This is a genomic window from Streptomyces hainanensis (assembly GCF_004348415.1).
GTDB lineage: Bacteria > Actinomycetota > Actinomycetes > Streptomycetales > Streptomycetaceae > Streptomyces > Streptomyces hainanensis.
Genome location: NZ_SMKI01000017.1, coordinates 12,705 through 33,554, shown reverse-complemented (window position 1 = coordinate 33,554; position 20,850 = coordinate 12,705). Strand labels below are relative to the sequence as shown.

Sequence of the window (20,850 nt, the reverse complement as noted above, 5' to 3'; positions counted from 1 at the left end):
CCGCTGAGGATCGCCAGGTCGCGCCCGCGCCGGCTGCTCAGCAGCCGCGCGTTGGCCGTGGCTATCGCCCGGGTGAGCGTGGTGCACACCAGCAGCACCAGCGGCACCACGACGACCGACACCAGCCGCCGCCGCAGGGCGGCCGGCAGTCGGCCGTGCTCGTGCTGTTCGGCGAGGGCGCGAGCGGTCCCGAGCTGCTGCTGCTCCAGCGGGCCACCAGCCTCCGCGCCCACGCCGGCCAGCCCTCGTTCCCCGGCGGCGCGCTCGACCCCGGGGACGGCGACCCGGAGGGCGAGGGCCCGCTGCGGGCCGCGCTGCGCGAGGCCGCGGAGGAGACCGGGCTCGACCCCACCGGGGTGCGGATCTTCGCCACCCTGCCCCGCCTCTACATCCCGGTCAGCGGCTTCGTCGTCTCACCGGTGCTCGGCTGGTGGCGCGACCCGTCCCCGGTGGCCCCGATGGACCCGGCCGAGACGGCTCGCGTCTTCTCCGTGCCGGTCACCGTGCTCGCCAGCGCCGCCAAGCGCGGCACGGCGATACACCCGAGGGGCTACCGCGGCCCCTGCTTCGAGGTGGCCGACACCGTGGTGTGGGGGTTCACCGCCGGGCTGATCGACCGGATCCTGTACTACGCCGGATGGGAGGAACCCTGGGACCACGAGCGGGAGATCCCACTCGACCACGGCGCGTGAGACGGTATCCGTCATGAACGTCCTCGACGTGCTGCTGGTGTTGGCCGGGATCTGGTTCGCGGTGATCGGCTACCGGCAGGGATTCGTGATCGGAGTCCTGTCCGTGACGGGCTTCGTCGGCGGCGGCTTAGCCGCGATCTACCTGCTGCCCCTCGTCTGGCGGGAGATGAACGACGCCTCCCAGCCGGCCGACGCGGCCGTCATCGCGGCCGTCGTGATCGTTCTCCTCGCCGCCTCCATCGGACAGGCCCTCACCACCCACTGGGGCAACCGGCTGCGCGACCACATCACCTGGTCCCCGGCCCGCGCGCTGGACGCCACCGGCGGCGCGTTGGTCAACGTGCTGGCCATGCTGCTCGTCGCCTGGCTGATAGGTTCCGCGCTGGCGATGACCACGCTGCCCACGGTGGGCCGCGAGGTGCGTGACTCGCGGGTCCTGCTCGGCGTCTCCAACGTCCTCCCCGAGGCCGCCAACACCTGGTTCGCGGACTTCGGTTCGGTGCTCGCCCAACAGGGCTTCCCCCAGGTCTTCGCGCCCTTCGACGGCGAGACCATCACGGCCGTCCCGCCGCCCGACGTCTCGCTCGCCGCCAGCCCCGCCGTCGAGGCGGCGAGACGCTCCATCGTCAAGGTCGAGGGCACCGCGACCAGTTGCGGCAAGGTCCTGGAGGGCACCGGCTTCGTCTTCGCCTCCGGGCGCGTGATGACCAACGCCCACGTGGTCGGCGGCGTCACCGAGCCCACCGTGCAGGTCGGCGGCGAGGGCCCGCTCCTCGACGCCGAGGTCGTGATCTACGACCCGCGGCGCGACATCGCCGTGCTCGACGTGCCGGGTCTCGACGCGCCGCCGCTCCAGTTCGCGCCGGACGACGCCGTCACCGGCGACGACGCCATCATCGCGGGCTTCCCCGAGAGCGGCCCCTTCGACGTGCGCGCCGCGCGCGTCCGGGAGCGCTTCGAGGCGAACGGCCCCGACATCTACCGCACGTCGACGATCCGCCGCGACATCTACTCCCTCTTCAGCACCGTGCGCCCGGGCAACTCGGGCGGCCCGCTGCTCACTCCGGACGGCCGGGTCTTCGGCGTGATCTTCGCCAAGTCGCTCGACGACGCCGAGACCGGATACGCGCTGACCAACGACGAGGTGGCGGACCTGATCGCCCTGGGGCGCGCCACCGAGGGGCGGGTCGACACCCAGGGCTGCGCGATATAGGAGCCCGGTCGAGGGTGGTGTGGTCCCCCGAGGGGGAGCGGCCGCGGGGTCAGCCGCGCGGGTGCCGCAACCGCACGCCCACCCAACGGGCGCGCCGGCGAAGGATGTCGGGAAACCCGATCCGCGGATCCGGCAGGGGCCCGCCCTGCGCCCGCCGTACGGCGCTGAGCCGCGCCCGCGTTGCGGCGCCAGCGCCGCGTCGATCACGTGCCACGTCACGGTAGTCGTGCCAGCCCATACCCTCGTCCCTGCCCGCTTCCAAGGTCAGTAACCTCCCGGAAGCGAAGTCGGCCGGCCTATGCGCGTGGCCTGTGCGCACGGCATATGCGGCCGAGCCGAAGGGGGGCGCCCCTCCTCCCCGGGCGAAGCGCCCGGACCGGGCCTACCGGCGGTCCGGCTCCGGGTCCCGCAGCCAGTCGACCAGCTCCGTGCTGAACGCCACCGCGTCCTCCTCGTGCGGGAAGTGCCCGAGGCCGTCGAACAGGCGCCAGCGGTAGGGCGCCTCCACGTACTCGCCCGAGCCCGCCGCGCTCCTGGTGCGCATCACCGGATCGAGCGAGCCGTGCAGATGGAGTGTCGGCACCAGCACCGGCCGCTTCATCCGCCGGTTGAACTGGACGCCGTCGGGACGGGCGATCGACCGCACCAGCCAGCGGTAGGGCTCTATCGCGCAGTGCGCCGTCGACGGGATCGTCATCGCCCGCCGGTAGACCTCGATACTCTCCGGCTCCGGCTGACGCGGCCCCGACCAGTCCCGCAGCAGCCGGCCCACCGCCTCGGCGTCGTCCGCGACCAGCTGCCGCTCCGGCAGCCAGGGCCGCTGGAAGCCCCAGATGTAGGAGCTGGCCGCCGTCTGCCGCGGGTCCCTCAGCAGCGCCGAACGCCAACTGCGCGGGTGCGGCATCGACGCGACGGCCAGCCGGCGCACCAGCTTGGGGCGCATCACGGCCGCCGTCCACGCGAGGTAGCCGCCGAGGTCGTGGCCGACGAGCGCCGCGTCGGGCTCGCCGAGCGAACGGATCACCCCGGTGATGTCGAGCGCCAGGTTGGCCGGGTCGTAGCCGCGGGGCGTCCGGTCGCTGCCGCCCACTCCGCGCAGGTCCATCGCGACCGCCCGGTAGCCGGCGTCGGCCAGCGCGGTGAGCTGGTGCCGCCACGTCCACCAGAACTGCGGGAAGCCGTGCACCAGCAGTACCAGCGGGCCCTCACCGAGCTCGGCGATGTGGAAGCGCGCTCCGTTGGCGGCGACATGACGGTGCGTCCAGGGTCCGTCCCGCAGGACGGCCGAGGAACCCATTCCTGACTGGTCGGCCGTGGTCATACGGAGGACCCTGCCTCGTCGGCGGGGACGCCGCGCGGACGCGACCTGACACCCGACAGTACGGCGGCCGACTCCTTGGCGGAGCGGATCGAGCGCTCGGGCGGCGCGATCCGCCCGAACTTCGCCTTGGCCAGCAGGAACAGCACCAGCGCGAGCAGCACGTAGAGACCGCCGACGATGGTGCAGGAGAGGGCCAGCGAGATCCCCCACCAGTTGTGGATCCAGAAGGCCAGCGCGAAGCTGAACAACGGCACCGCGAAGATCGTGAGCACCGCGCCCACCATGCCCGCCACGCTGCCGAGCAGTGCCCGCCTGACGTCCTGCCGCACCTCGGCCTTGGCCAGCGCGATCTCGTCGTGCACCAGGCCCGACAGCTCGGCGGTGGCCGAGGCGACCAGCTCTCCCAGGCTCCGGCCCTCGTCGGCAGCGGTCATCGCGTTCTCCCTCTTCTTCTCTCCAGGACGCGTCTCCCCCGGAGGCGGTTGCCTCTGGTCCACGAGACAGTGGCGGCGGCCTGGTGGAGACCGGACCCCTGACCCGCCCCAGCCACGGCCGGGTGGGGGTGCCCCGTGCACGGAGTGCTCGGGGGAGTGCCCCCGCTGCCGGCCTCGGGGAGCGATGCCACAAATGGTATAGGGGCGCCCGGTCCACACCGGACGCCCCTGGTACCCGGCGGCGGGTCAGTCCTCGCTGGCCGCCGTCGGCAGCTTGGCCTGGATGAGATCCATGACCGTGGAGTCGGTCAGCGTCGTCACGTCGCCCAGCTCCCGGTTCTCCGCCACGTCGCGCAGCAGCCGGCGCATGATCTTGCCCGACCTGGTCTTCGGCAGCTCGTCGACCGGCAGGATCCGCTTGGGCTTGGCGATCGGCCCCAGCTCCTTGGCGACGTGCGCCCGCAACGCGTCCACCAGGCCCGGGTTCTCGGCGGCGCCGCCGCGCAGGATCACGAACGCCACGATGGCCTGGGTGGTCTGCGGGTCGGTGGCGCCGACGACGGCGGCCTCCGCGATCGCCGGGTGGGAGACCAGCGCCGATTCCACCTCGGTGGTGGAGATGTTGTGCCCGGACACCAGCATCACGTCGTCCACCCGGCCGAGCAGCCAGATGTCGCCGTCCGCGTCCTTCTTGGCGCCGTCGCCCGCGAAGTAGCGGCCGGGGAACCGGGACCAGTAGGTGTCGAGGTAGCGCTGGTCGTCGCCCCAGATGGTGCGGAGCATGGACGGCCAGGGCTCGGTGAGCGCCAGATAGCCGCCCGAGCCGTTCGCCACCTCGTTGCCGTCGTCGTCGACCACGGTGGCGCTGATGCCGGGCAGCGGCACCTGGGCCGATCCCGGCTTGGCGTGGGTGACGCCGGGCAGCGGGCTGATCATGATGCCGCCGGTCTCCGTCTGCCACCAGGTGTCGACGACCGGGACGCGGTCGCCGCCGATGTGCTTGCGGTACCAGATCCAGGCCTCGGGGTTGATGGGCTCGCCGACCGAGCCGAGCAACCGAAGACTGCCGAGGTCGAAGCCGGCCGGGACGTCGTCGCCCCACTTCATGCAGGTGCGGATGGCGGTCGGCGCGGTGTAGAGGAGGGTGACGCCGTACTTCTGGACGATCTCCCACCAGCGGCCGTTGTGCGGGGTGTTGGGGGTGCCCTCGTAGAGCACCTCGGTGGCGCCGTTGGCCAGCGGGCCGTAGACGATGTAGGAGTGCCCCGTGACCCAGCCGACGTCGGCGGTGCACCAGTAGACGTCGGACTCGGGCTTGAGGTCGAAGACGGCGTGGTGCGTGTACGCCACCTGGGTCAGGTAGCCGCCGGTGGTGTGCAGGATGCCCTTCGGCTTACCCGTGGTGCCCGAGGTGTAGAGGATGAACAGCGGGTGCTCGGCGTCGAACGCCTGCGGGGTGTGCTGCTCGGGCTGGCGGTCCACCAGCTCGTGCCACCACACGTCGCGGCCCTCGTGCCACGGCACCTCCTGGCCGGTGCGGCGGACCACCAGCACGCTGCGCACGGCCTCGGTGCCGGGGCGGGTCAGCGCCTCGTCCACCGCGGGCTTCAGCGCCGCGGGCGCGCCGCGCCGCCAGCCGCCGTCGGAGGTGATGACGACCCGGGCGTCGGCGTCCACGATCCGGGTGGCCAGCGCCTCGGCGGAGAACCCGCCGAACACCACCGAGTGCGGGGCGCCGATCCGGGCGCAGGCCAGCATCGCGAACACGGCCTCGGGGATCATCGGCAGGTAGATGGCGACCCGGTCGCCGGCCTCGACGCCCAGCTCGGTGAGGGCGTGCGCGGCCCGGGACACCTCGCGCTGGAGCTCGGCGTAGGTGATGGCGCGTGAGTCGCCGGGCTCGCCCTCGAAGTGGATCGCCACCCGGTCGCCGTGGCCGGCCTCGACGTGCCGGTCCACGCAGTTGTACGCCACGTTCAGCCGGCCGTCGGCGAACCACGTGGCGAACGGCGGGTTGGACCAGTCGAGGGTCTGGGTCGGCTCCTGCTCCCAGCTGAGCCGGCGGGCCTGCTCGGCCCAGAACGCCAGCCGGTCGGCGTCGGCCGCCTCGTAGGCGGCGGCGGTGATGTTGGCGTGGGCGGCCAGCTCGGTGGGGGGCGCGAACCGCCGCTCCTCCGTCATGAGATTGGCCAGGCTCTCTTTGCTCACGACATCTCCCTCTGGCGTACCTCGGCGTACCGCTGTGTCCCAGGGCACACCTCATCAGTCCGATTGGGCTTTGACAAGGGCAACCGGGCGAGTGGTGTAGACCTGTCACGGCGGATTGCGGTGAACGGCGCCGAGGTGCGGTGAGCGGCCCGTGGGCGCGCGCCGAGCGGCGCCCACGGGCATCTCGCGGGGTCGTGACCGGGGTGTGACGGGCGGTCAGCCGGGCAGTCAGCCGGGCAGTGGCTCCGGGCACGGCTCGGGCTGGCGCTCGTCGTCCGGGCGCACCGCCGTGAACACCGGCGCCCCGCCGGCCGGGCCCTCCCGGTTCAGCACGTACGCCTGCGCCTCGCCGACGTGGAAGTACATGCCGCGCAGGTCGAGCTCGCCCTCCGCCATCCGCCGGGCCACGCACGCGTGCAGCGCGAGGTGGTCGAGCTGCTGGAGCACGTTGGACAGGCAGAGGGACTCCAGTGTGTCGGCCGCCGGCCGGCCGTCGAGCCGGGGCGCCGCGCCGTCGGCCCCGCCGAGCCGGACCAGGCTCGGCCGGCCGTGCCGCAGCCAGCGGTCGAGCGAACTCGCGGCCGCCTCCGCCTCGTCGACCGACGCCGGCTCGGCCGGGCCCGGCGCGCCGAGCGACTCGAGGGCGTGCATCGCGCCGCAGCCCGAGTGGCCGCAGACCGTGATGGAGCGCACCCGCAGCACGTTGACCGCGTACTCGATGGCGGCGCCCACCGAGTGGTCGGCGGACTCGGTGCCGGGCGGCGGCACCAGGTTCCCCACGTTGCGCACGGTGAACAGGTCGCCGGGACCGCTCGACGTGATCATGCTGGTGACCAGGCGGGAGTCGGCACAGGTGATGAACAGCTCACCGGGCCGCTGCCCCTCGTCCGCCAGCCGGGCCAGCTCCGGCCGCACGAGCGCCGCCGTGGTGCGCTGGAAGTTCCGCACCCCGACCAGCAGTTGGTCCGGATGGTGGCCGCCGGCCCGGAGCGGACCCGGGCTGCCGGCGACCGGCGGCGGCGCGGCCGTGCACTGGTGGTTGCGCCAGGGGAGCCAGGGCCGGCAGTGGTGCGCGGGAGCCTCCTCGCCGAGCAGTTGCTGCCCGGTCCGGCCGGTGACCTCCGCGACGCTGCCGTGCGCGGCGTGCGCCAGCCGCCAGTCGTGCAGTGCCTCGTAGGCCGCGTGGTCCAGGAAGGTGCCGTCCAACTCGACGGCGGCCGGCTCGCGTTCGGGCACCAGGGCGAGTGCCCTGGTGAGCCGGGGCACCGCGAGGAACGTCAACTGGCCGCGGACCCGGAGGCGATGGGTGCCGTCGGCAAGCCGCTCGTGCGTGATCCGGGTGTGGGTGAGCCGGTGCAGCGCGACCACGACCGCCACCGCGATCCCGATGCCCACGCCCTCCAGCACGCCGAGGAAGGTGACCGCGGCCGCCGTCACCCCGTAGACCAGCACCTCGCGATGGCGGGTGACGGTGCGGATGTGCGTGATGCTGACCATCTGCACGCCGATCACGGCCACCAGCGCGGCCAGTGCCGCCAGCGGGATCCGCTCGAGCAGCCCCACCAGCAGCCCCGTGGCGAGCAGCACCCAGCAGCCGTGCAGGATGCTGGACCAGCGGCTGACCGCGCCGGCCGCCACGTTGGCCGCGCTGCGCACCGCGACGCCGGTGATCGGCAGCCCGCCGAGCAGGCCGGACACCACGTTGGCCGCGCCCTGCCCGCGCAGCTCGCGGTCCAGGTCGGCCCGCGGCACCGCGGGCCCGCCGGCCCGCCGCCTGGCCGCCGCCAGCTTGTCCACCGCGACGGCGGACAGCAGGGACTCGACGCTGGCCACCAGCGTGATGGTGACCACGGCGGCCAGCAGCCCGAGCACCGGCCCCTCGGGCAGCCTGGGCAGCGCGTGGCTGCTCCAGGACGGCAGGTCGACCCGGGGCGCGCTGAGCGACAGGGACCAGGCGAGCAGGGTGGCCAGGGCCACCGCGACGAGCGCGGCGGGCGCCGCCCGGCGCAGCGCCGCGCCGGCCCGGCCCGGCAGCCGGGGCCAGGCGAGGAGCACCGCCACCGTGAGGCCGCTGATCGCGAGTGCCGTGAGATGTGGATCCGCCAACTGCCCGGGCAGGGCTCTCAGGTTGTCGAGCGCCGAGCTCTCCGGGTTGCCGCCGAGGACGACATGGAGCTGGGAGAGGGCGATGGTGAGGCCGATGCCGGCGAGCATGCCGTGCACGATCGCGGGACTGACCATCAGCGCGGAGCGGGCCACCCGCACCGCGGAGAGCAGCAGTTGGGTCAGGCCGGCGAGCACGGTGATCGCACAGGTGGTGCGCCAGCCGTACTCCTGGATGAGCTCGGCCGTGATCACCGTGAGCCCGGCGGCGGGGCCGCTGACCTGGAGCGGCGCGCCGCCGAGTGCTCCCGCGAGGATCCCGCCGACGGCCGCGGCGACGAGGCCGGCCTGGAGCGGGGCACCCGTGGCGAGCGCGATGCCGAGGGAGAGCGGCAGCGCGATCAGGAACACGGAGATCGACGCGGATACGTCGGGTCGGTGGGGGGCGCAGGCGGACATGTTCCGTCTCCGTCCGTGAGGGACTTGCTTGGGGGCTGACGGGAGAGGACTGACCGTGAAGGTATGGCCAGTTTCAAGCGTCAGTAAATGAAGGGTAATGGCGCGTAAAGGCGGCGACTACTCGAGGAAAGGTTCCGCCCTGGATTTACTCCTATCGAGTTAATTAATCATTCAATCCGCTTGTCGTATAACCATCTCACTTCTTCATCTCTTATGAAGTTGGGACAGGTGTTCCGAAGAGGTGTGGGAGGACCCATGGCGGTCTTGGGCGGACAACGTGCGGCTCGATGGTCGGCGGTCGCCGTCCTGATGCTGGGAGTGGCCGGCTGCGGCCTCTCCGGCGACGAACCGGACGGCGAGGAGAAGAAGCGGGAGAAACGGAACGAGGCGTCCCCCGACCACCCGGGGCCCCCGTCGCGGGAGGCGCTGGAGCGTGCCGGGCGACTGATCGGCGACGGCTCGACCGCCGACGCCGGGGCCCAGCCCAACCAACCCGAGCCGGAACGGCTCGAACCCGGCGAGGAGCCACCCCAGTTCGTCGTCTTCTCCTGGGACGGCGCGGGCGAGGACGGCAACCGGCTGTTCTCACACTTCCGCCAGGTGGCGAAGGAGAGCGACGCGCACATGACGTACTTCCTCTCCGGCCTCTACCTGCTTCCCGAGGCCGAGCGGGCCAGCTACCTGCCGCCGGGTCACTCGACCGGCGCCTCCGACATCGGGTACCTCCGCGACGAGAGCATCCACGCCACCATCGAGCAACTGCGCGGCGCGTGGCTGGACGGCAGCGAGATCGGCACCCACTTCAACGGCCACTTCTGCGGCTCCGGCGGGGTCGGCGACTGGTCGCCCTCGGACTGGGTGAGCGAGACCGAGCAGGCGAAGTGGATGGTCAAGAACTGGCGCACGACGACCGGATTCGAGGATCTGGAACCACTTCCCTTCGATTACGACAAGGAATTGGTCGGCGGTCGGACGCCCTGTCTGGAAGGCCAGCAGAACCTCCTGGCGGCGGCCCCCGAAATGGGCTTCCGTTACGACTCGAGCGGCAGCAGCCGTCAGGTCTGGCCGAAGCAGACCCCCGAGGGTATCTGGGACATCCCGCTGCAGGAAGTCCCGGTTCCCGGGCGCGATTTCGAGACCCTCTCGATGGACTACAACTACATGTACAACCAGTCGGGACCGAGCAGCGGCGAGCCCGCGATGCACCCCGTCTGGGAGGAACAGATGCGCGGCGGGCTACTCCAGGCGTTCGACCGCGCCTACCACGGCAACCGCGCGCCGCTGATCATCGGCAACCACTTCGAGGACTGGAACGACGGCATCTACATGCGGGCCGTCGAGGACGTCATCAGGGACGTGTGCCCGCGGGAGGGGGTGCGCTGCGTCTCCTTCCGGCAGCTCGTCGACTGGCTCGACGCCCAGGATCCCGAGGTGCTCGACCGGCTGCGGACCCTGGACGTCGGAGTCGCCCCGCCCGACGGCTGGGCCGGGTTCCTCGGCGCGGCGAAGCCGGCCGCCGCGCCGGCCGGACAGGGCGTGCACGGCGTGCGGGGCATGCCGGGTGTGCTGGCCGCCCCCGCCGTGCCCGGCCGACCGGCCACCGCGGTTCAGGCCGGCTGAGGGCTGGGACGCGGCTCCTCGGCGAGCGTGAAACCGGGGTCGACCTGGGCCGCCAGGTCGGCCCCGGTCCGCTCGTTGCCCCAACTCGCCGCGTTCTTCAGGTGGAAGTGCACCATCTGCTGCGTGTACCGCTCCCAGTCGCGGGCGGCGTAGGAGGCGTCGGCCGCCTCGTACAGCGCGTCGAGGGCGCGGGCGTTCTCCGGCTCCAGCTCGGCGAACGGCCGCTGGACGCCGCGCTCCAGGGCCCGCACCCAGTCGGACTGGCCGAAGGCGACCACCAGGTCGTCGCCCACCTCGGCGCGCAGGAAGTCGAGGTCGTCCTGCCCCTGCACCTTGTTGCCGACGACGCGCAGCGCGACGCCGAAGTCCCGTGCGTAGTCCCGGTACTGGCGGTAGACCGAGACGCCCTTGCGGGTGGGCTCGGCCACCAGGAAGGTCGTGTCGAAACGGGTGAACATCCCGGACGCGAACGAGTCGCTGCCGGCCGTCATGTCGACCACCAGGAACTCGCCGCGCCCGTCCACCAGGTGGTTGAGCACCAGCTCGACGGCGCCCGTCTTGGAGTGGTAGCAGGCGACGCCGAGGTCGTCCTCCGTGAACGGGCCGGTGACCAACAGCCGGGCGGCGCCGTCGTCCAACGGGACGGTGCGGGCGCAGGCGTCGAAGACCGGGTTGTCCTCGGCGAGCCGCAGCAGCCGCGAACCCTCGCCCGGCGGCGTGGTCTTGATCATGGTCTCGGCCGAGAGGATCCGCGGGTTGTCGCCGCGCAGGTGCTCCTTGATCAGCGGGAGCCGCTCCCCCATCGGGGGCATCGCGGCCGCCTGCTCCTCCGTCAGCCCGAGCGCCACCCCGAGGTGCTGGTTGATGTCGGCGTCCACCGCGGTGACCGGGACCCGCCGCGCCGCCAGCCGCCGGATGAACAGCGAGGACAGCGTCGTCTTCCCGCTGCCTCCCTTGCCTACGAAAGCGATCTTCATGTTCATTAGCGTAGCCCGGCGGGCCGCCGCGACAGGACCATCCGGGGGATGGGACCACCCGAACGTGTGGTTTGTGCCTGATGGTTCACCGTGCTCCGCCCCCGCCTAGGCTTCGGTGCCATGAACGCCGACGCCCCGAACCCCGACGCCCCCAACGTCTCCGGCGCGGAGCGCGCCGAGCGTGCCGACCGCGCCGACCGCGAGGCGGATCCGCTGGTGACGCTCGCCGCGCTCCCCGGGGTGGCCGAGGCCGTCGACGCCGTGCGGACCGCGGTCGACGGCCTCTACGGCCACCGGGTGATGCGCCGCCGCAGCCCGGAGATCGCCGCCGAGGCCGCGCTGCGCGGGGCCCGCGGCTCGGCGGCGCTGGCCGGCGCCGACTGGGCGCTCGAAGAGGTGCGGCGGCGCGGTGACTTCGGCGCGGACCCGGAGGCACGCACGGTGGGCGCCGCGCTGCGGCTGACCGCGGAGGCCGGGCAGTCGCTCGCCGTGTGGCCGGCCTCGCCGCTGCGGGTGCTGGCGCGGCTGCACCTGGTGGCGGCCGGCGGCGCCGTCCGCGACGACGCGGTGGGCCGGCCCCGGCTGCCCGGCGAGCCCGTGGTGGACGACGAACTCGACGGCGCGGGACGCCCGGCGCCGGACGCCGCCGAGGTCGCCGCCCGGCTCGACGCGCTCGGCCGACTCGTGCTCGGCGGCTCCGCCGCCCCCGCGCTGGTGACGGCCGCGGTGGTGCACGGCGAACTGGCCGCGCTGCGCCCGTTCGTCAGCCACAACGGCCTGGTGGCGCGCGCGGCGGAACGGATCGTGCTGGTCGGCGGCGGGCTCGACCCCAAGTCCGTGACACCCGCCGAGGTCGGGCACGCGGAGGCGGGGCGCGCCGGGTACCGGGCCGCGCTCGCCGGCTACACCTCGGGCACGCGGGACGGGGTGGCGGGCTGGATCGCGCACTGCGGCCGGGCCGTCGAACTGGGCGCCCGCGAGTCGGTCGCGGTGTGCGAGGCGCTGCAGCGCGGGGCCGCCTGAGCGGCGCCGCGCCGGCCCGGCCCGGCCCGGCGGGAAAAAGGTGTCAGGCCCGGCGGGCGGCCGTCCTGCGGCGGCTCGCGTACCAGACGATGCCGGCGGCGCAGGCCGCGGCGGCCACCGCGGCGCCCGCCGCGAGCGCCGGCCTCGGCGGCAGCGTGGGCAGCCGCTGCTTCAGCCGCACCCGGCGCTCGAAGGCGAGGACCGGCCACTCGCGGGCGGCGGCCTCGCGGCGCAGCGCCCGGTCCGGGTTGACGGCGTGCGGGTGGCCGACCGTCTCCAGCATCGGGATGTCGGTCGCCGAGTCGCTGTAGGCGTAGCACCGGTCCAGGTCGTAGCCCTCGGAGGCGGCGAGCTCGGTGATCGCCTCGGCCTTGGTGGGGCCGTAGGCGTAGTAGTCGATCTCGCCGGTGTACCGGCCGTCCGCCACCGCCATCCGGGTGGCCACCACCCGGTCGGCGCCCAGCAGTTCGCCGATCGGCTCGACCAGGTCGGCGGCCGACGAGCTGACGATCACCACGTCCCGGCCGGCCGCGTGGTGCCGCTCGATCAGCGAGGCGGCCTCGTCGTAGATGATCGGGTCGATCACCTGGTGCAGCGTCTCCGCGACGATCTCCCGCACCTGCCGCACGTTCCACCCACGGCAGAGTGCCGACATGTACTCCCGCATCCGCTCCATCTGGTCGTGGTCGGCGCCGCCGAGCAGATAGACGAACTGGGTGTAGGCGGTGCGCAGCACGGCCCGGCGGTTGATCAGGCCGCCCTGGTAGAAGTGCCGGCTGAACGTGAACGTGCTCGACTTGGCGATGACCGTCTTGTCGAGGTCGAAGAAGGCGGCGGTGCGTGGCTGCGGCAGGGTTTCCACGCCCCGAGCATACGGCCCGCCATTCGGCGTACGCTGGGGCGCGTGGGTTTGCCTGAGAGGCCTCTCGGGTACACCATGGAAGTCACGGATCGTTCGCGACCGTGCTAACCCGGTCCGACTCCTCCCCCCCGAGTCGGCCGTGGAAGACGACCCCCGCTCTCCCCCCCGGCGGGGGTCGTCGCATGTCCGGGGGGCTTTTTCATGCCCTGATCGGCCGCGGGCCGCGCTGCGCGCGGCGGCCGGATCGATGGGCCGCGGCGGCCGGTGGGCTCTGCTGAAGATCACCCTGAGTAGCTAGATCGGGTGAGTGAGTTATCCACAGTCCGGGGGTCGTCCACAGATTTCGGCCCGGATCCCCACGGGCCGGTGATCGGCGGCACCGTGGGCCGTGGCGTCGAAGCGCACGGTGATCGGCCGGGCGCGAGGCGTCACCTCCGCGGTCGGCGCGGCCGCGGAGGCGACACGGAGCTCACCGCGAACGGGGACGGGACATGGCCGAATCCATTCTGATTCTCACCGAGGACGAGGAACTCCTCGACGACCTGCTGCGCCTGTGCGCCGCGGCCGGGGCGGAGGCCGAGGTGGTGCCGGGCGAACCGCCGCGGGCGGGCCGCTGGGAGCGGGCGCCGCTGGTGCTGGTCGGCGACGACCGGGCCGCCGCCCGGCCCGGGGCCACCCACTGGCCCGGCCGGCGCCCCGGCGTGCTGCTGGTGGGGCGCGATCTGGACGACCACACCATCTGGGCCCGCGGCGTGGCGCTGGGCGCGGAACAGGTGCTGCACCTGCCGTCCGACGAGAGCTGGCTCGCCGACCGCATCGCGGACGCGGTCGAGCCCGCCGGGCCACCCGCGCTCACCGTGGGCGTGCTCGGCGGGCGCGGCGGCGCCGGGGCCTCGTCGCTGGCCTGCGCCCTGGCGCTGACCGCGGCCCGGCAGGGCCGGCGCACCACACTGGTCGACGGCGATCCGCTGGGCGGCGGCCTCGACCTGCTGTTCGGCGGCGAGGGCGCGGCGGGGCCGCGCTGGCCGGCGTTCGTCTCGGCGCGCGGGCGGCTCTCCGGCACGGCGCTCGACGAGTCGCTGCCCAGGCCACACGGTCTCAGCCTGCTCAGCTGGGACCGCTCGGACGTCGCCCGGCTGCCGGTCGAGGCGATGCGCTCGGTGCTCGCCGCCGCCAGGCGCGGGGGCGGCGTGGTCGTCATCGACCTGCCGCGCACGGTGGACGAGTCGGTGGCCGCGGCGCTCACGAGCCTCGACCTCGGGCTGATCGTGGTGCCCGGCGAGCTGCGGGCGGCCGCCGCCGCCCGGCGCGTGGTGGCCACCGCCGGGGCGCTGGTGCGGGATCTGCGGGTGGTGGCGCGCGCCTCGGGCGCCGGGCTGCCGGGCGCCGAGCTGGCCAGGGTGCTCGGGCTGCCGCTGGCCGGCGAGCTCCCGGACGAACCGGGCCTCCGCACGGCCGCCGAGGCCGGGGAGCCACCCGGCGCCGACTCCCGGGGGGTGCTGGCCAGGTTCTCGGCCGCGCTGCTCGAGCGCGCCCTGCCCGCCACGGAGGCCGCCTCGTGAGCGCCCCGACCCTGCCGGGCCCGGTGGGCCCGCGCACCGCCCCGGGCGACCGCGACGCCGGCGCCGAACTGCCGGAGCTGCCCGCGCTGTTGGAGGAGGTGCGGCTGCGGCTCGCCGCCGAGGGCGCCGAGCCCACGCCGGGCCGGGTGGCCGCCGCGCTCCGCGCCCAGGGCCGGCTGCTGGGCGACTCCGCGGTGCTCTCCATCGTCCGCGCGCTCCGCTCCGAGCTGGTGGGCGCCGGTCCGCTGCAGTCGCTGCTCGCCGAGCCGGGCATCACCGACGTCCTGGTCAACGGCCCCGACGAGGTCTGGATCGACCGAGGCCACGGCCTGGAACGCGCCCCCGTGCGGTTCCCGGACGCGGTCGCCATCCGCCGCCTCGCCCAGCGCCTCGCCGGCGCGGCCGGGCGCCGCCTCGACGACGCCAGGCCGTGGGCCGACGTCCGGCTGCCGGACGGCACCCGGATGCACGCCGTGCTGCCCCCGGTGGTCGTCGGCTCGCCCTGCCTCTCGCTCCGGGTGGTCAGGCCACGCGCCTTCTCGCTCGCCGAGCTCACCGCCGCCGGCACCGTGCCGCCGGGCGGTGAGCGGCTGCTGCGGGCCATCCTCGCCGGCCGGCTCTCCTTCCTGATCAGCGGCGGCACCGGGTCGGGCAAGAGCACCCTGCTGTCGACGCTGCTCGGCCTCACCGACCCGGCGGAGCGGATCGTCCTCGTGGAGGACTCGGCCGAGCTGCGCCCCAGCCATCCGCACGTGGTCAGGCTCGAGACCCGGCCGGCCAACCAGGAGGGCGCCGGCCGCGTCACGCTCCGGGACCTGGTCCGCCAGGCCCTGCGGATGCGCCCCGACCGGCTGGTGGTCGGCGAATGCCGGGGGCCCGAGGTCACCGACCTGCTCGCCGCCCTCAACACAGGCCACGAGGGCGGCTGCGGCACGCTCCACGCCAACGCCGCGGCGGACGTGCCGGCGCGGCTGGAGGCGCTCGGCAGCACGGCCGGTCTTTCCAGGTCCGCGCTGCACAGCCAGCTCGCCGCCGCGCTCTGCGCCGTCGTCCACCTCAGCAGGGACCGGGCCACCGGCCGGCGCAGGATCGCCGAGATCCACGTCCTGGAGCGGGACGGCGGCGGCCTGGTGCGCACGGTCCAGGCCGCCGGCTGGAGCCCGGAGGGCTTCCGGCACGGCCCCGGTTGGGGTCGGCTCGCCGAGCTCTGCGCCAGGGGCGGGGGTGCCGGCTCGTGAGCGCGCAGCTGGTGGGGTTCGCGGCCGCGCTGTGCGCGGGCGCCGGGGCGTGGCTGCTGGTCGACGGGCCTGGCCGGCGGTGCCGCGCCCGCCTGGTGGCGGTCGGCGGCGCCGGCCCGCCCGAGCCGCGGCGGGTGCCGTGGCCGGCGCGCCTCTCGGTGCCCCGGCCGGTGGGTCCTGGCGAGCGGCGGGTGGTGCTCTGGTGCCTGGCGGGCGGGCTGCTGCTCGGGGTGTGGGGGAGTTCCTGGTTGCCGCCGGTGGCGTCCCTGTTGCTGGCGCCGCTGGCCGTCCGCTGGTGGCGCGGGGTGGTGGAGCGCCGCGAGGCCGACCTGCGGCGGGCCGCCGTCATCGCCTTCTGCGCCTCGCTCGCCGGCGAGCTCAGGGCCGGCCGGCAGCCGGGCGGCGCCGTGCTCGCGGCCGGCGTGGCCGGGCTCGGTGAGCCGGGCGCCAGGGTGCTCGCCGCCGCCCGGTACGGGGGTGACGTGTCGGCGGCGCTCTGTGCCGCGGCTGCCCAGCCGGGTGCCGCCGGGCTGCGCGGGGTGGCCGCCTGCTGGGAGGTGGCGGTGGCCGGCGGCGCCTCGCTCGCCACCGGCCTCGAGCGGGTCGCCGAGGCGCTGCGGGCCGAGGGCGACCAGGAGGACGACCTGCGCGCCCAGCTGGCCGGGCCGCGCACCAGCGCCCTGGCGCTCGCGGTGCTGCCCCTGCTCGGGCTGCTGCTCGGCTCGGCGATGGGGGTCGAACCGTTGGAGATCCTGCTCGGCTCGCCGCTCGGCCACGGGCTGCTGCTGGCCGGCGTCGTCTGCGAGTGGGCCGGTGTCGCCTGGTGCCGGGCGCTGGTCCGCGCGGCGGAACGGGGCGGGGCGTGAGCGCCCTGGCGGCGATGGTCCCGCCCGTGCTGTTCGCGGTCTCCGCGGTCGCGTTCGCCCTGGCCCTCCGGCCCGAGCGGAGCGGCCTCGCCGGCCTCACCGGCCTCGCCGGCCTCGCCGGCCTCACCGGCCTCACCGGACCCACCGGACCCACCGGCGCTCATCCCCGGCCCGTCAGGGGCGGATTCCGGCCGCTCTGGCGGCGCCCCGGGCGGCGGCCCGTCGAGGACCGGCAACTACCGCTGGCCACCGAGTTGCTGGCCGCCTGCCTGGCGGCCGGCGCGGCCCCGGGCGCGGCGGCCGGGGCGGTGGGGGCCGCGTTGGACGGTCCGCTCGGCCGTGGCCTGGTGCGGGCGGCGGCCGAGCTCCGGCTCGGCGGCGACCCGGCCGCCGTCTGGGGCAGGTTCGGGCGGCTGCCGGGGGCCGCGGGGCTGGCCAGGCGCCTGGAGTTGGCCGGCACCAGCGGCGCCCCGGTGGTCGCGGCGGTCACCGCCGAGGCGGCCGAGAGCCGGGCCCGCCGTCGGCGCTCGGCCCAGGCAGGGGCCCGCCGGGCGGCCGTCTGGGCCACCGGCCCGCTCGGCCTCTGCTTCCTGCCGGCCTTCCTGCTGATCGGCGTCGCGCCGGTGGTGCTCGGCCTGGCCGGGCGGCTGCTGTGACGCCGGGCCGCGGGCAGGGCCGCGCGAAGCCGCCGGAACCGCACCGGAGCCATCAGAACCATCAGAACCACGAGAAGGGCAGCGACATGAAGGCCAGCGACATGAGAGGCGGCGACACGAGCATGCGAGGGAACGGGACGACGCGTGGGCTTCCCCGGGCGGTGGCCCGTTGGTGGGCCGGGCGGTTCGACGCCGCGCGGCGGGACACCGGGATGAGCACCGCCGAGTACGCGATCGGCACGCTCGCCGCGGCGGGGCTCGCGGCGCTGCTGATGAAGGTCGTCACCTCGGACACGGTGCGGGGCGCGCTCGAAGGGCTGGTGGAGCGTGCGCTCAGCGCGCCGGTGTGACGAGTGGCGTGACCGGGGCTACGTCACGACGGAGAGTGCCGTGGCGGTGCCCGCGCTGGTTCTGCTCCTGGGCATGCTGTTGTGGGGCCTGGGGGCGGTCACGGTCCAGCTGCGGTGCGGTGACGCGGCCAGGGCCGGGGCGCGTGCCGTGGCCCGCGGGGAGCCGGCGGCCGTCGCCGACGACGTGGCCAGGGCCGCGGCTCCCGACGGCGCTGAGGTGCGGATCGAGCGCGACGGCGAGTTGCACCGGGTCGTGGTGACGGCCAGGGCCCTGGGCCCCGGGCCGTTGGCGCTGCCGGTGACGGGGGAGGCGGTGGCCCATGCCGAGCCCGGCTGACCGCCGCCGGCCCCGGGCGGGCGACCGGGGCTCGGGCACCGTTTTCGCGGCGTGCTCGGTGGCGGTGCTGTGCCTGGTGTTCGGCGTGGTGCTGGCCCTCGGGCAGGTGATGGCGGCGCGGCAGCGGGCGGCGACCGCCGCCGACCTCGCGGCCCTGGCCGCCGCGGAGCGGGCGCTGTCCGGTGCCGAGGCCGCCTGCGCGCTGGCCGATCGGGTGGCCGGCCGGCAGGGAGCGCGGCTGACCCGCTGCCAGCTCACCGGCGAGGTCGCGCCGCCGCGGGCCCGTACACGGTGCGGGCCCGCGCCCGGGCCGGGCCGCCGGGCTCCGAGGCCGTCGGGGCGGCGCCGGCCACCAGCCGGGCCGACGCCGCCGGGCCCGCCGTCCTCGACCGGCCCACCGTCCTCGGCCGGCTAACGGGCCTCGGCCGCCGCCTCGGCTCCGCGCAGCAGTTCGGTCAACACCCGGATGGCGCCCCTCTTGTGCAGCGGCTCGTTGCCGTTGCCGCACTTGGGCGACTGGATGCAGGACGGGCAGCCGCTCCGGCACTCGCAGGCGGCGATCGCGTCCCGGGTCGCGGCCAGCCACCGCCGGGCGGTGTGGAAGGCGCGCTCGGCGAAGCCGGCGCCGCCCGGGTGGCCGTCGTGCACGAAGACCGTGGGCAGCAGGGTGTCCGGGTGCAGCGCGGTGGAGACGCCGCCGATGTCCCAGCGGTCACAGGTGGCGAACAGCGGCAGCATCCCGATCGCCGCGTGCTCGGCCGCGTGCAGCGAGCCGGCCAGGATCTCCGGGGTGATCCTGGCCGCGTCCAGCTGGTCCTCGGTCATGGTCCACCACACCGCGCGGGTCCGCAGCGTCCTGGGCGGCAGGTCGAGCCGGGTCTCGCCGAGCACCTCGCCGCTGATCAGCCGGCGCCGCAGATAGGAGACCACCTGGTGGGTGACCTCGACGGAGCCGAAGCACAGCCGCGCGTCCCCCCAGGGCGTCTCGGTGTCGGTCTCCAGCACCGTGAGTTCGGTCACCTCCCGGGCCGAGGTGCTCCAGGGCGGGTCGGCCGCCTCCACCAGCGCCACCGAGTCGGTCAGGTTCAGCTCCCTGACCACATAGCTGCGCCCCTGGTGCAGGTGGACGGCCCCGTCGTGCACGGTGCCGTGCGCGGCCGCCGCGTCCACGGTGCCGAGCAGCCGGCCGGTCTCCGCCTCCACCACCCGCACCGGGTCGCCGCCCGAGCCGCGGATGTCCACCAGGTCGGCCGGCCGCTCCCGTCGGGTCCAGTACCAGGACGAACCGCGCCGGCGCAGCAGCGAGCGGGCGGCGAGCTTGGGCAGCAGCTCGCCGGCCGCCGCGCCGAACAGCGCCGAGTCGCCGGCGAAGTCCGGCTCGGTCAGCGGGAGTTCGGCAGCGGCCGCGCACAGGTGCGGGGCCAGCACGTACGGGTTGCCCGGGTCGAGCACGGTGCTCTCCACCGGCTGCCGGAACAGCGCGTCCGGATGGTGCACCAGATAGGTGTCCAGCGGGTCGTCACGGGCCACCAGCACGGCCAGCGCGCCCTGCCGCTGCCGGCCGGCCCGGCCCGCCTGCTGCCACAGCGACGCCCTGGTCCCCGGATAGCCGGCCAGCAGCACCGCGTCCAGGCCGGCCACGTCGACGCCGAGCTCCAGCGCGGTGGTGGCCGCCAGGCCGAGCAGCTCGCCGCCGTGCAGGGCCCGCTCCAGGTCCCGGCGCTCCTCCGGGAGATAGCCGCCGCGATAGGCCGCCACCCGCCCGGCCAGCGCCCGGTCCACCTCGGCGAGCCGCTCCTGGGCGATCAGCGCGATCAGCTCGGCGCCGCGCCGGGAGCGCACGAAGGCGACGGTGCGGACCTCCTGGAGCGCCAGGTCGGTCAGCAGTTCGGCGGTCTCGGCGGTGGCCGTGCGGCGCACCGGCGCGCCGCGCTCCCCGCGCGCCTCGGTCAGCGGCGGCTCCCAGAGGGCGAACACCAGCTCGCCGCGCGGCGAGGCGTCCTCGGTCACCTCGACCACCGGGAGCCCGGTCAGCCGGCCGGCGGCCACGGCCGGCTCGGCGGTCGTGGCCGAGGCCAGCAGGAACACCGGCTCGGCGCCGTAGTGCGCGCACACCCGCCGTAGCCGGCGCAACACCTGGGCCACGTGCGAGCCGAACACCCCCCGGTAGACGTGGCACTCGTCGATCACCACATAGCGCAGGGCACGCAGGAAGGAGGACCAGCGGCGGTGCCCGGGCAGCAGCCCGCGGTGCAGCATGTCCGGATTGGTCAGCAGCACGTTGGCGTGCTCCCTGGCCCAGGCGCGTTCCTCGTGCGGGGTGTCCCCGTCGTAGACGGCGGGCCGCACGGCGGTGCCGAGCGGTGCGGCCAGCCGGCGTATCGCCCGCAGCTGGTCGGCGGCCAGGGCCTTGGTCGGCGCGAGATACAGGGCCGTCGCCTCCCGGCGCCCGGGTCCGGGGCCGGCGGCCGCGTCGAGCAGCGCGTCGAGCACCGGCACCTGGTAGGAGAGCGACTTGCCGGACGCGGTGCCGGTCGCGACCACCACCGACTCGCCGCCCAGCGCGTGCCGGGCGGTGCGGGCCTGGTGCGCCCAGGGCCGCTCGATGCCGGCCGCCGCCACGGCCGCGACGACCTCGGGTCGTATCTCGTCCGGCCAGTCGGCATGGCTTCCCGACCTGGCGGGCACGTGCTCCGTGTGGGTGATCCGCTCGGCCCGGTCGCGGTGGCCGCCCAGGCGGTCGAGGACAGCCCGCGGCGACGGCCGTCGGCCGTCGTTCTCGCCCTCGTCTGGCGGTCGGTGCATCGGGGACATCGCCCCCGAGTCTGTCACTGGTCTGACGGACAATGGCTGTAAGACGTCGTGCTGGGCAGGCGGTAAGTGGTTGAATGCCCTGGCGGCTGCCGATCCATGGGGGGCGCCGCTCATT

General features: G+C 75.0%; 18 protein-coding genes and 1 pseudogene. 11 read left to right on the top strand and 8 right to left on the bottom strand.

Annotated features, from left to right (window positions below):
• Positions 1 to 116 precede the first annotated feature (116 nt).
• Together E1283_RS02885 and E1283_RS02880 are read left to right on the top strand one after the other, a co-directional pair.
• Positions 117 to 692, top strand: a pseudogene (locus tag E1283_RS02885) (NUDIX hydrolase); the annotation flags it as partial.
• Positions 693 to 705: 13 nt separating this feature from the next.
• Complete coding sequence (locus E1283_RS02880; RefSeq protein WP_132816214.1) at positions 706 to 1,905, top strand: MarP family serine protease; 1,200 nt, start codon at positions 706 to 708, stop codon at positions 1,903 to 1,905.
• Positions 1,906 to 1,954: 49 nt separating this feature from the next.
• On the opposite strand, the gene E1283_RS38500 is transcribed toward E1283_RS02880, so the two are convergent.
• From E1283_RS38500 to E1283_RS02855, 5 genes are all read right to left on the bottom strand, one after another.
• The gene (locus E1283_RS38500; RefSeq protein ID WP_132816212.1) at positions 1,955 to 2,143 is read right to left on the bottom strand and encodes a hypothetical protein; all 189 of its coding nucleotides are present in this window, start codon (positions 2,141 to 2,143) and stop codon (positions 1,955 to 1,957) included.
• Between the two features lie 144 nt (positions 2,144 to 2,287).
• Positions 2,288 to 3,226, bottom strand: coding sequence for an alpha/beta fold hydrolase (locus tag E1283_RS02870; RefSeq protein WP_132816210.1), 939 nt, complete (start codon positions 3,224 to 3,226; stop codon positions 2,288 to 2,290).
• Positions 3,223 to 3,660, bottom strand: coding sequence for a phage holin family protein (locus E1283_RS02865; protein ID WP_132816208.1), 438 nt, complete (start codon positions 3,658 to 3,660; stop codon positions 3,223 to 3,225). The genes E1283_RS02870 and E1283_RS02865 overlap by 4 nt, the downstream gene beginning before the upstream one ends.
• A gap of 246 nt (positions 3,661 to 3,906) precedes the next feature.
• The gene (gene acs, locus E1283_RS02860; protein WP_132816206.1) at positions 3,907 to 5,868 is read right to left on the bottom strand and encodes an acetate--CoA ligase; all 1,962 of its coding nucleotides are present in this window, start codon (positions 5,866 to 5,868) and stop codon (positions 3,907 to 3,909) included.
• Positions 5,869 to 6,096: 228 nt separating this feature from the next.
• The gene (locus E1283_RS02855; RefSeq protein WP_132816204.1) at positions 6,097 to 8,430 is read right to left on the bottom strand and encodes a bifunctional SulP family inorganic anion transporter/carbonic anhydrase; all 2,334 of its coding nucleotides are present in this window, start codon (positions 8,428 to 8,430) and stop codon (positions 6,097 to 6,099) included.
• Between the two features lie 255 nt (positions 8,431 to 8,685).
• Between E1283_RS02855 and E1283_RS02850 the strand changes: the two genes are divergently transcribed.
• Positions 8,686 to 10,050: a polysaccharide deacetylase family protein gene (locus E1283_RS02850; protein WP_132816202.1), complete on the top strand. Its 1,365-nt coding sequence runs from the start codon at positions 8,686 to 8,688 to the stop codon at positions 10,048 to 10,050.
• Here the strand turns inward: E1283_RS02850 and E1283_RS02845 are convergent.
• A complete protein-coding gene (locus E1283_RS02845; protein WP_132816200.1) occupies positions 10,038 to 11,027 on the bottom strand; it encodes an ATP-binding protein in 990 nt (329 codons plus the stop codon). The genes E1283_RS02850 and E1283_RS02845 overlap by 13 nt on opposite strands.
• A gap of 120 nt (positions 11,028 to 11,147) precedes the next feature.
• On the opposite strand from E1283_RS02845, the gene E1283_RS02840 reads away from it, so the two are divergent.
• Positions 11,148 to 12,050 (top strand): Fic family protein, encoded by a 903-nt coding sequence (locus E1283_RS02840; protein WP_132816198.1) that lies wholly within the window; start codon positions 11,148 to 11,150, stop codon positions 12,048 to 12,050.
• A gap of 43 nt (positions 12,051 to 12,093) precedes the next feature.
• Here E1283_RS02840 and E1283_RS02835 read toward each other — a convergent pair whose 3' ends face one another.
• A complete protein-coding gene (locus E1283_RS02835; RefSeq protein WP_132816196.1) occupies positions 12,094 to 12,912 on the bottom strand; it encodes an HAD family hydrolase in 819 nt (272 codons plus the stop codon).
• 491 nt (positions 12,913 to 13,403) lie between these two features.
• Between E1283_RS02835 and ssd the strand changes: the two genes are divergently transcribed.
• From ssd to E1283_RS02805, 7 genes are all read left to right on the top strand, one after another.
• Positions 13,404 to 14,474, top strand: coding sequence for a septum site-determining protein Ssd (ssd, locus tag E1283_RS38495; RefSeq protein ID WP_243744559.1), 1,071 nt, complete (start codon positions 13,404 to 13,406; stop codon positions 14,472 to 14,474).
• 68 nt (positions 14,475 to 14,542) lie between these two features.
• Entirely contained in the window at positions 14,543 to 15,712 is a 1,170-nt protein-coding gene (locus E1283_RS02830) for a TadA family conjugal transfer-associated ATPase (RefSeq protein WP_243744561.1), read from the top strand.
• Positions 15,709 to 16,578: a type II secretion system F family protein gene (locus tag E1283_RS02825; RefSeq protein WP_243744558.1), complete on the top strand. Its 870-nt coding sequence runs from the start codon at positions 15,709 to 15,711 to the stop codon at positions 16,576 to 16,578. Before E1283_RS02830 ends, E1283_RS02825 begins: the two co-directional genes overlap by 4 nt.
• On the top strand, positions 16,575 to 17,234 hold the full coding sequence (locus tag E1283_RS02820) for a type II secretion system F family protein (protein WP_341829905.1): 660 nt from the start codon (positions 16,575 to 16,577) through the stop codon (positions 17,232 to 17,234). Before E1283_RS02825 ends, E1283_RS02820 begins: the two co-directional genes overlap by 4 nt.
• A 122-nt stretch (positions 17,235 to 17,356) precedes the next feature.
• Entirely contained in the window at positions 17,357 to 17,584 is a 228-nt protein-coding gene (locus E1283_RS02815; protein ID WP_207930273.1) for a DUF4244 domain-containing protein, read from the top strand.
• Positions 17,585 to 17,630: 46 nt separating this feature from the next.
• The gene (locus tag E1283_RS02810; protein ID WP_341829904.1) at positions 17,631 to 17,921 is read left to right on the top strand and encodes a TadE family type IV pilus minor pilin; all 291 of its coding nucleotides are present in this window, start codon (positions 17,631 to 17,633) and stop codon (positions 17,919 to 17,921) included.
• A complete protein-coding gene (locus E1283_RS02805; protein ID WP_132816190.1) occupies positions 17,905 to 18,336 on the top strand; it encodes an Rv3654c family TadE-like protein in 432 nt (143 codons plus the stop codon). The genes E1283_RS02810 and E1283_RS02805 overlap by 17 nt, the downstream gene beginning before the upstream one ends.
• Here E1283_RS02805 and E1283_RS02800 read toward each other — a convergent pair.
• Positions 18,333 to 20,849 (bottom strand): DEAD/DEAH box helicase, encoded by a 2,517-nt coding sequence (locus E1283_RS02800; RefSeq protein WP_132816188.1) that lies wholly within the window; start codon positions 20,847 to 20,849, stop codon positions 18,333 to 18,335. The genes E1283_RS02805 and E1283_RS02800 overlap by 4 nt on opposite strands.
• Between the last annotated feature and the right edge of the window lies 1 nt (position 20,850).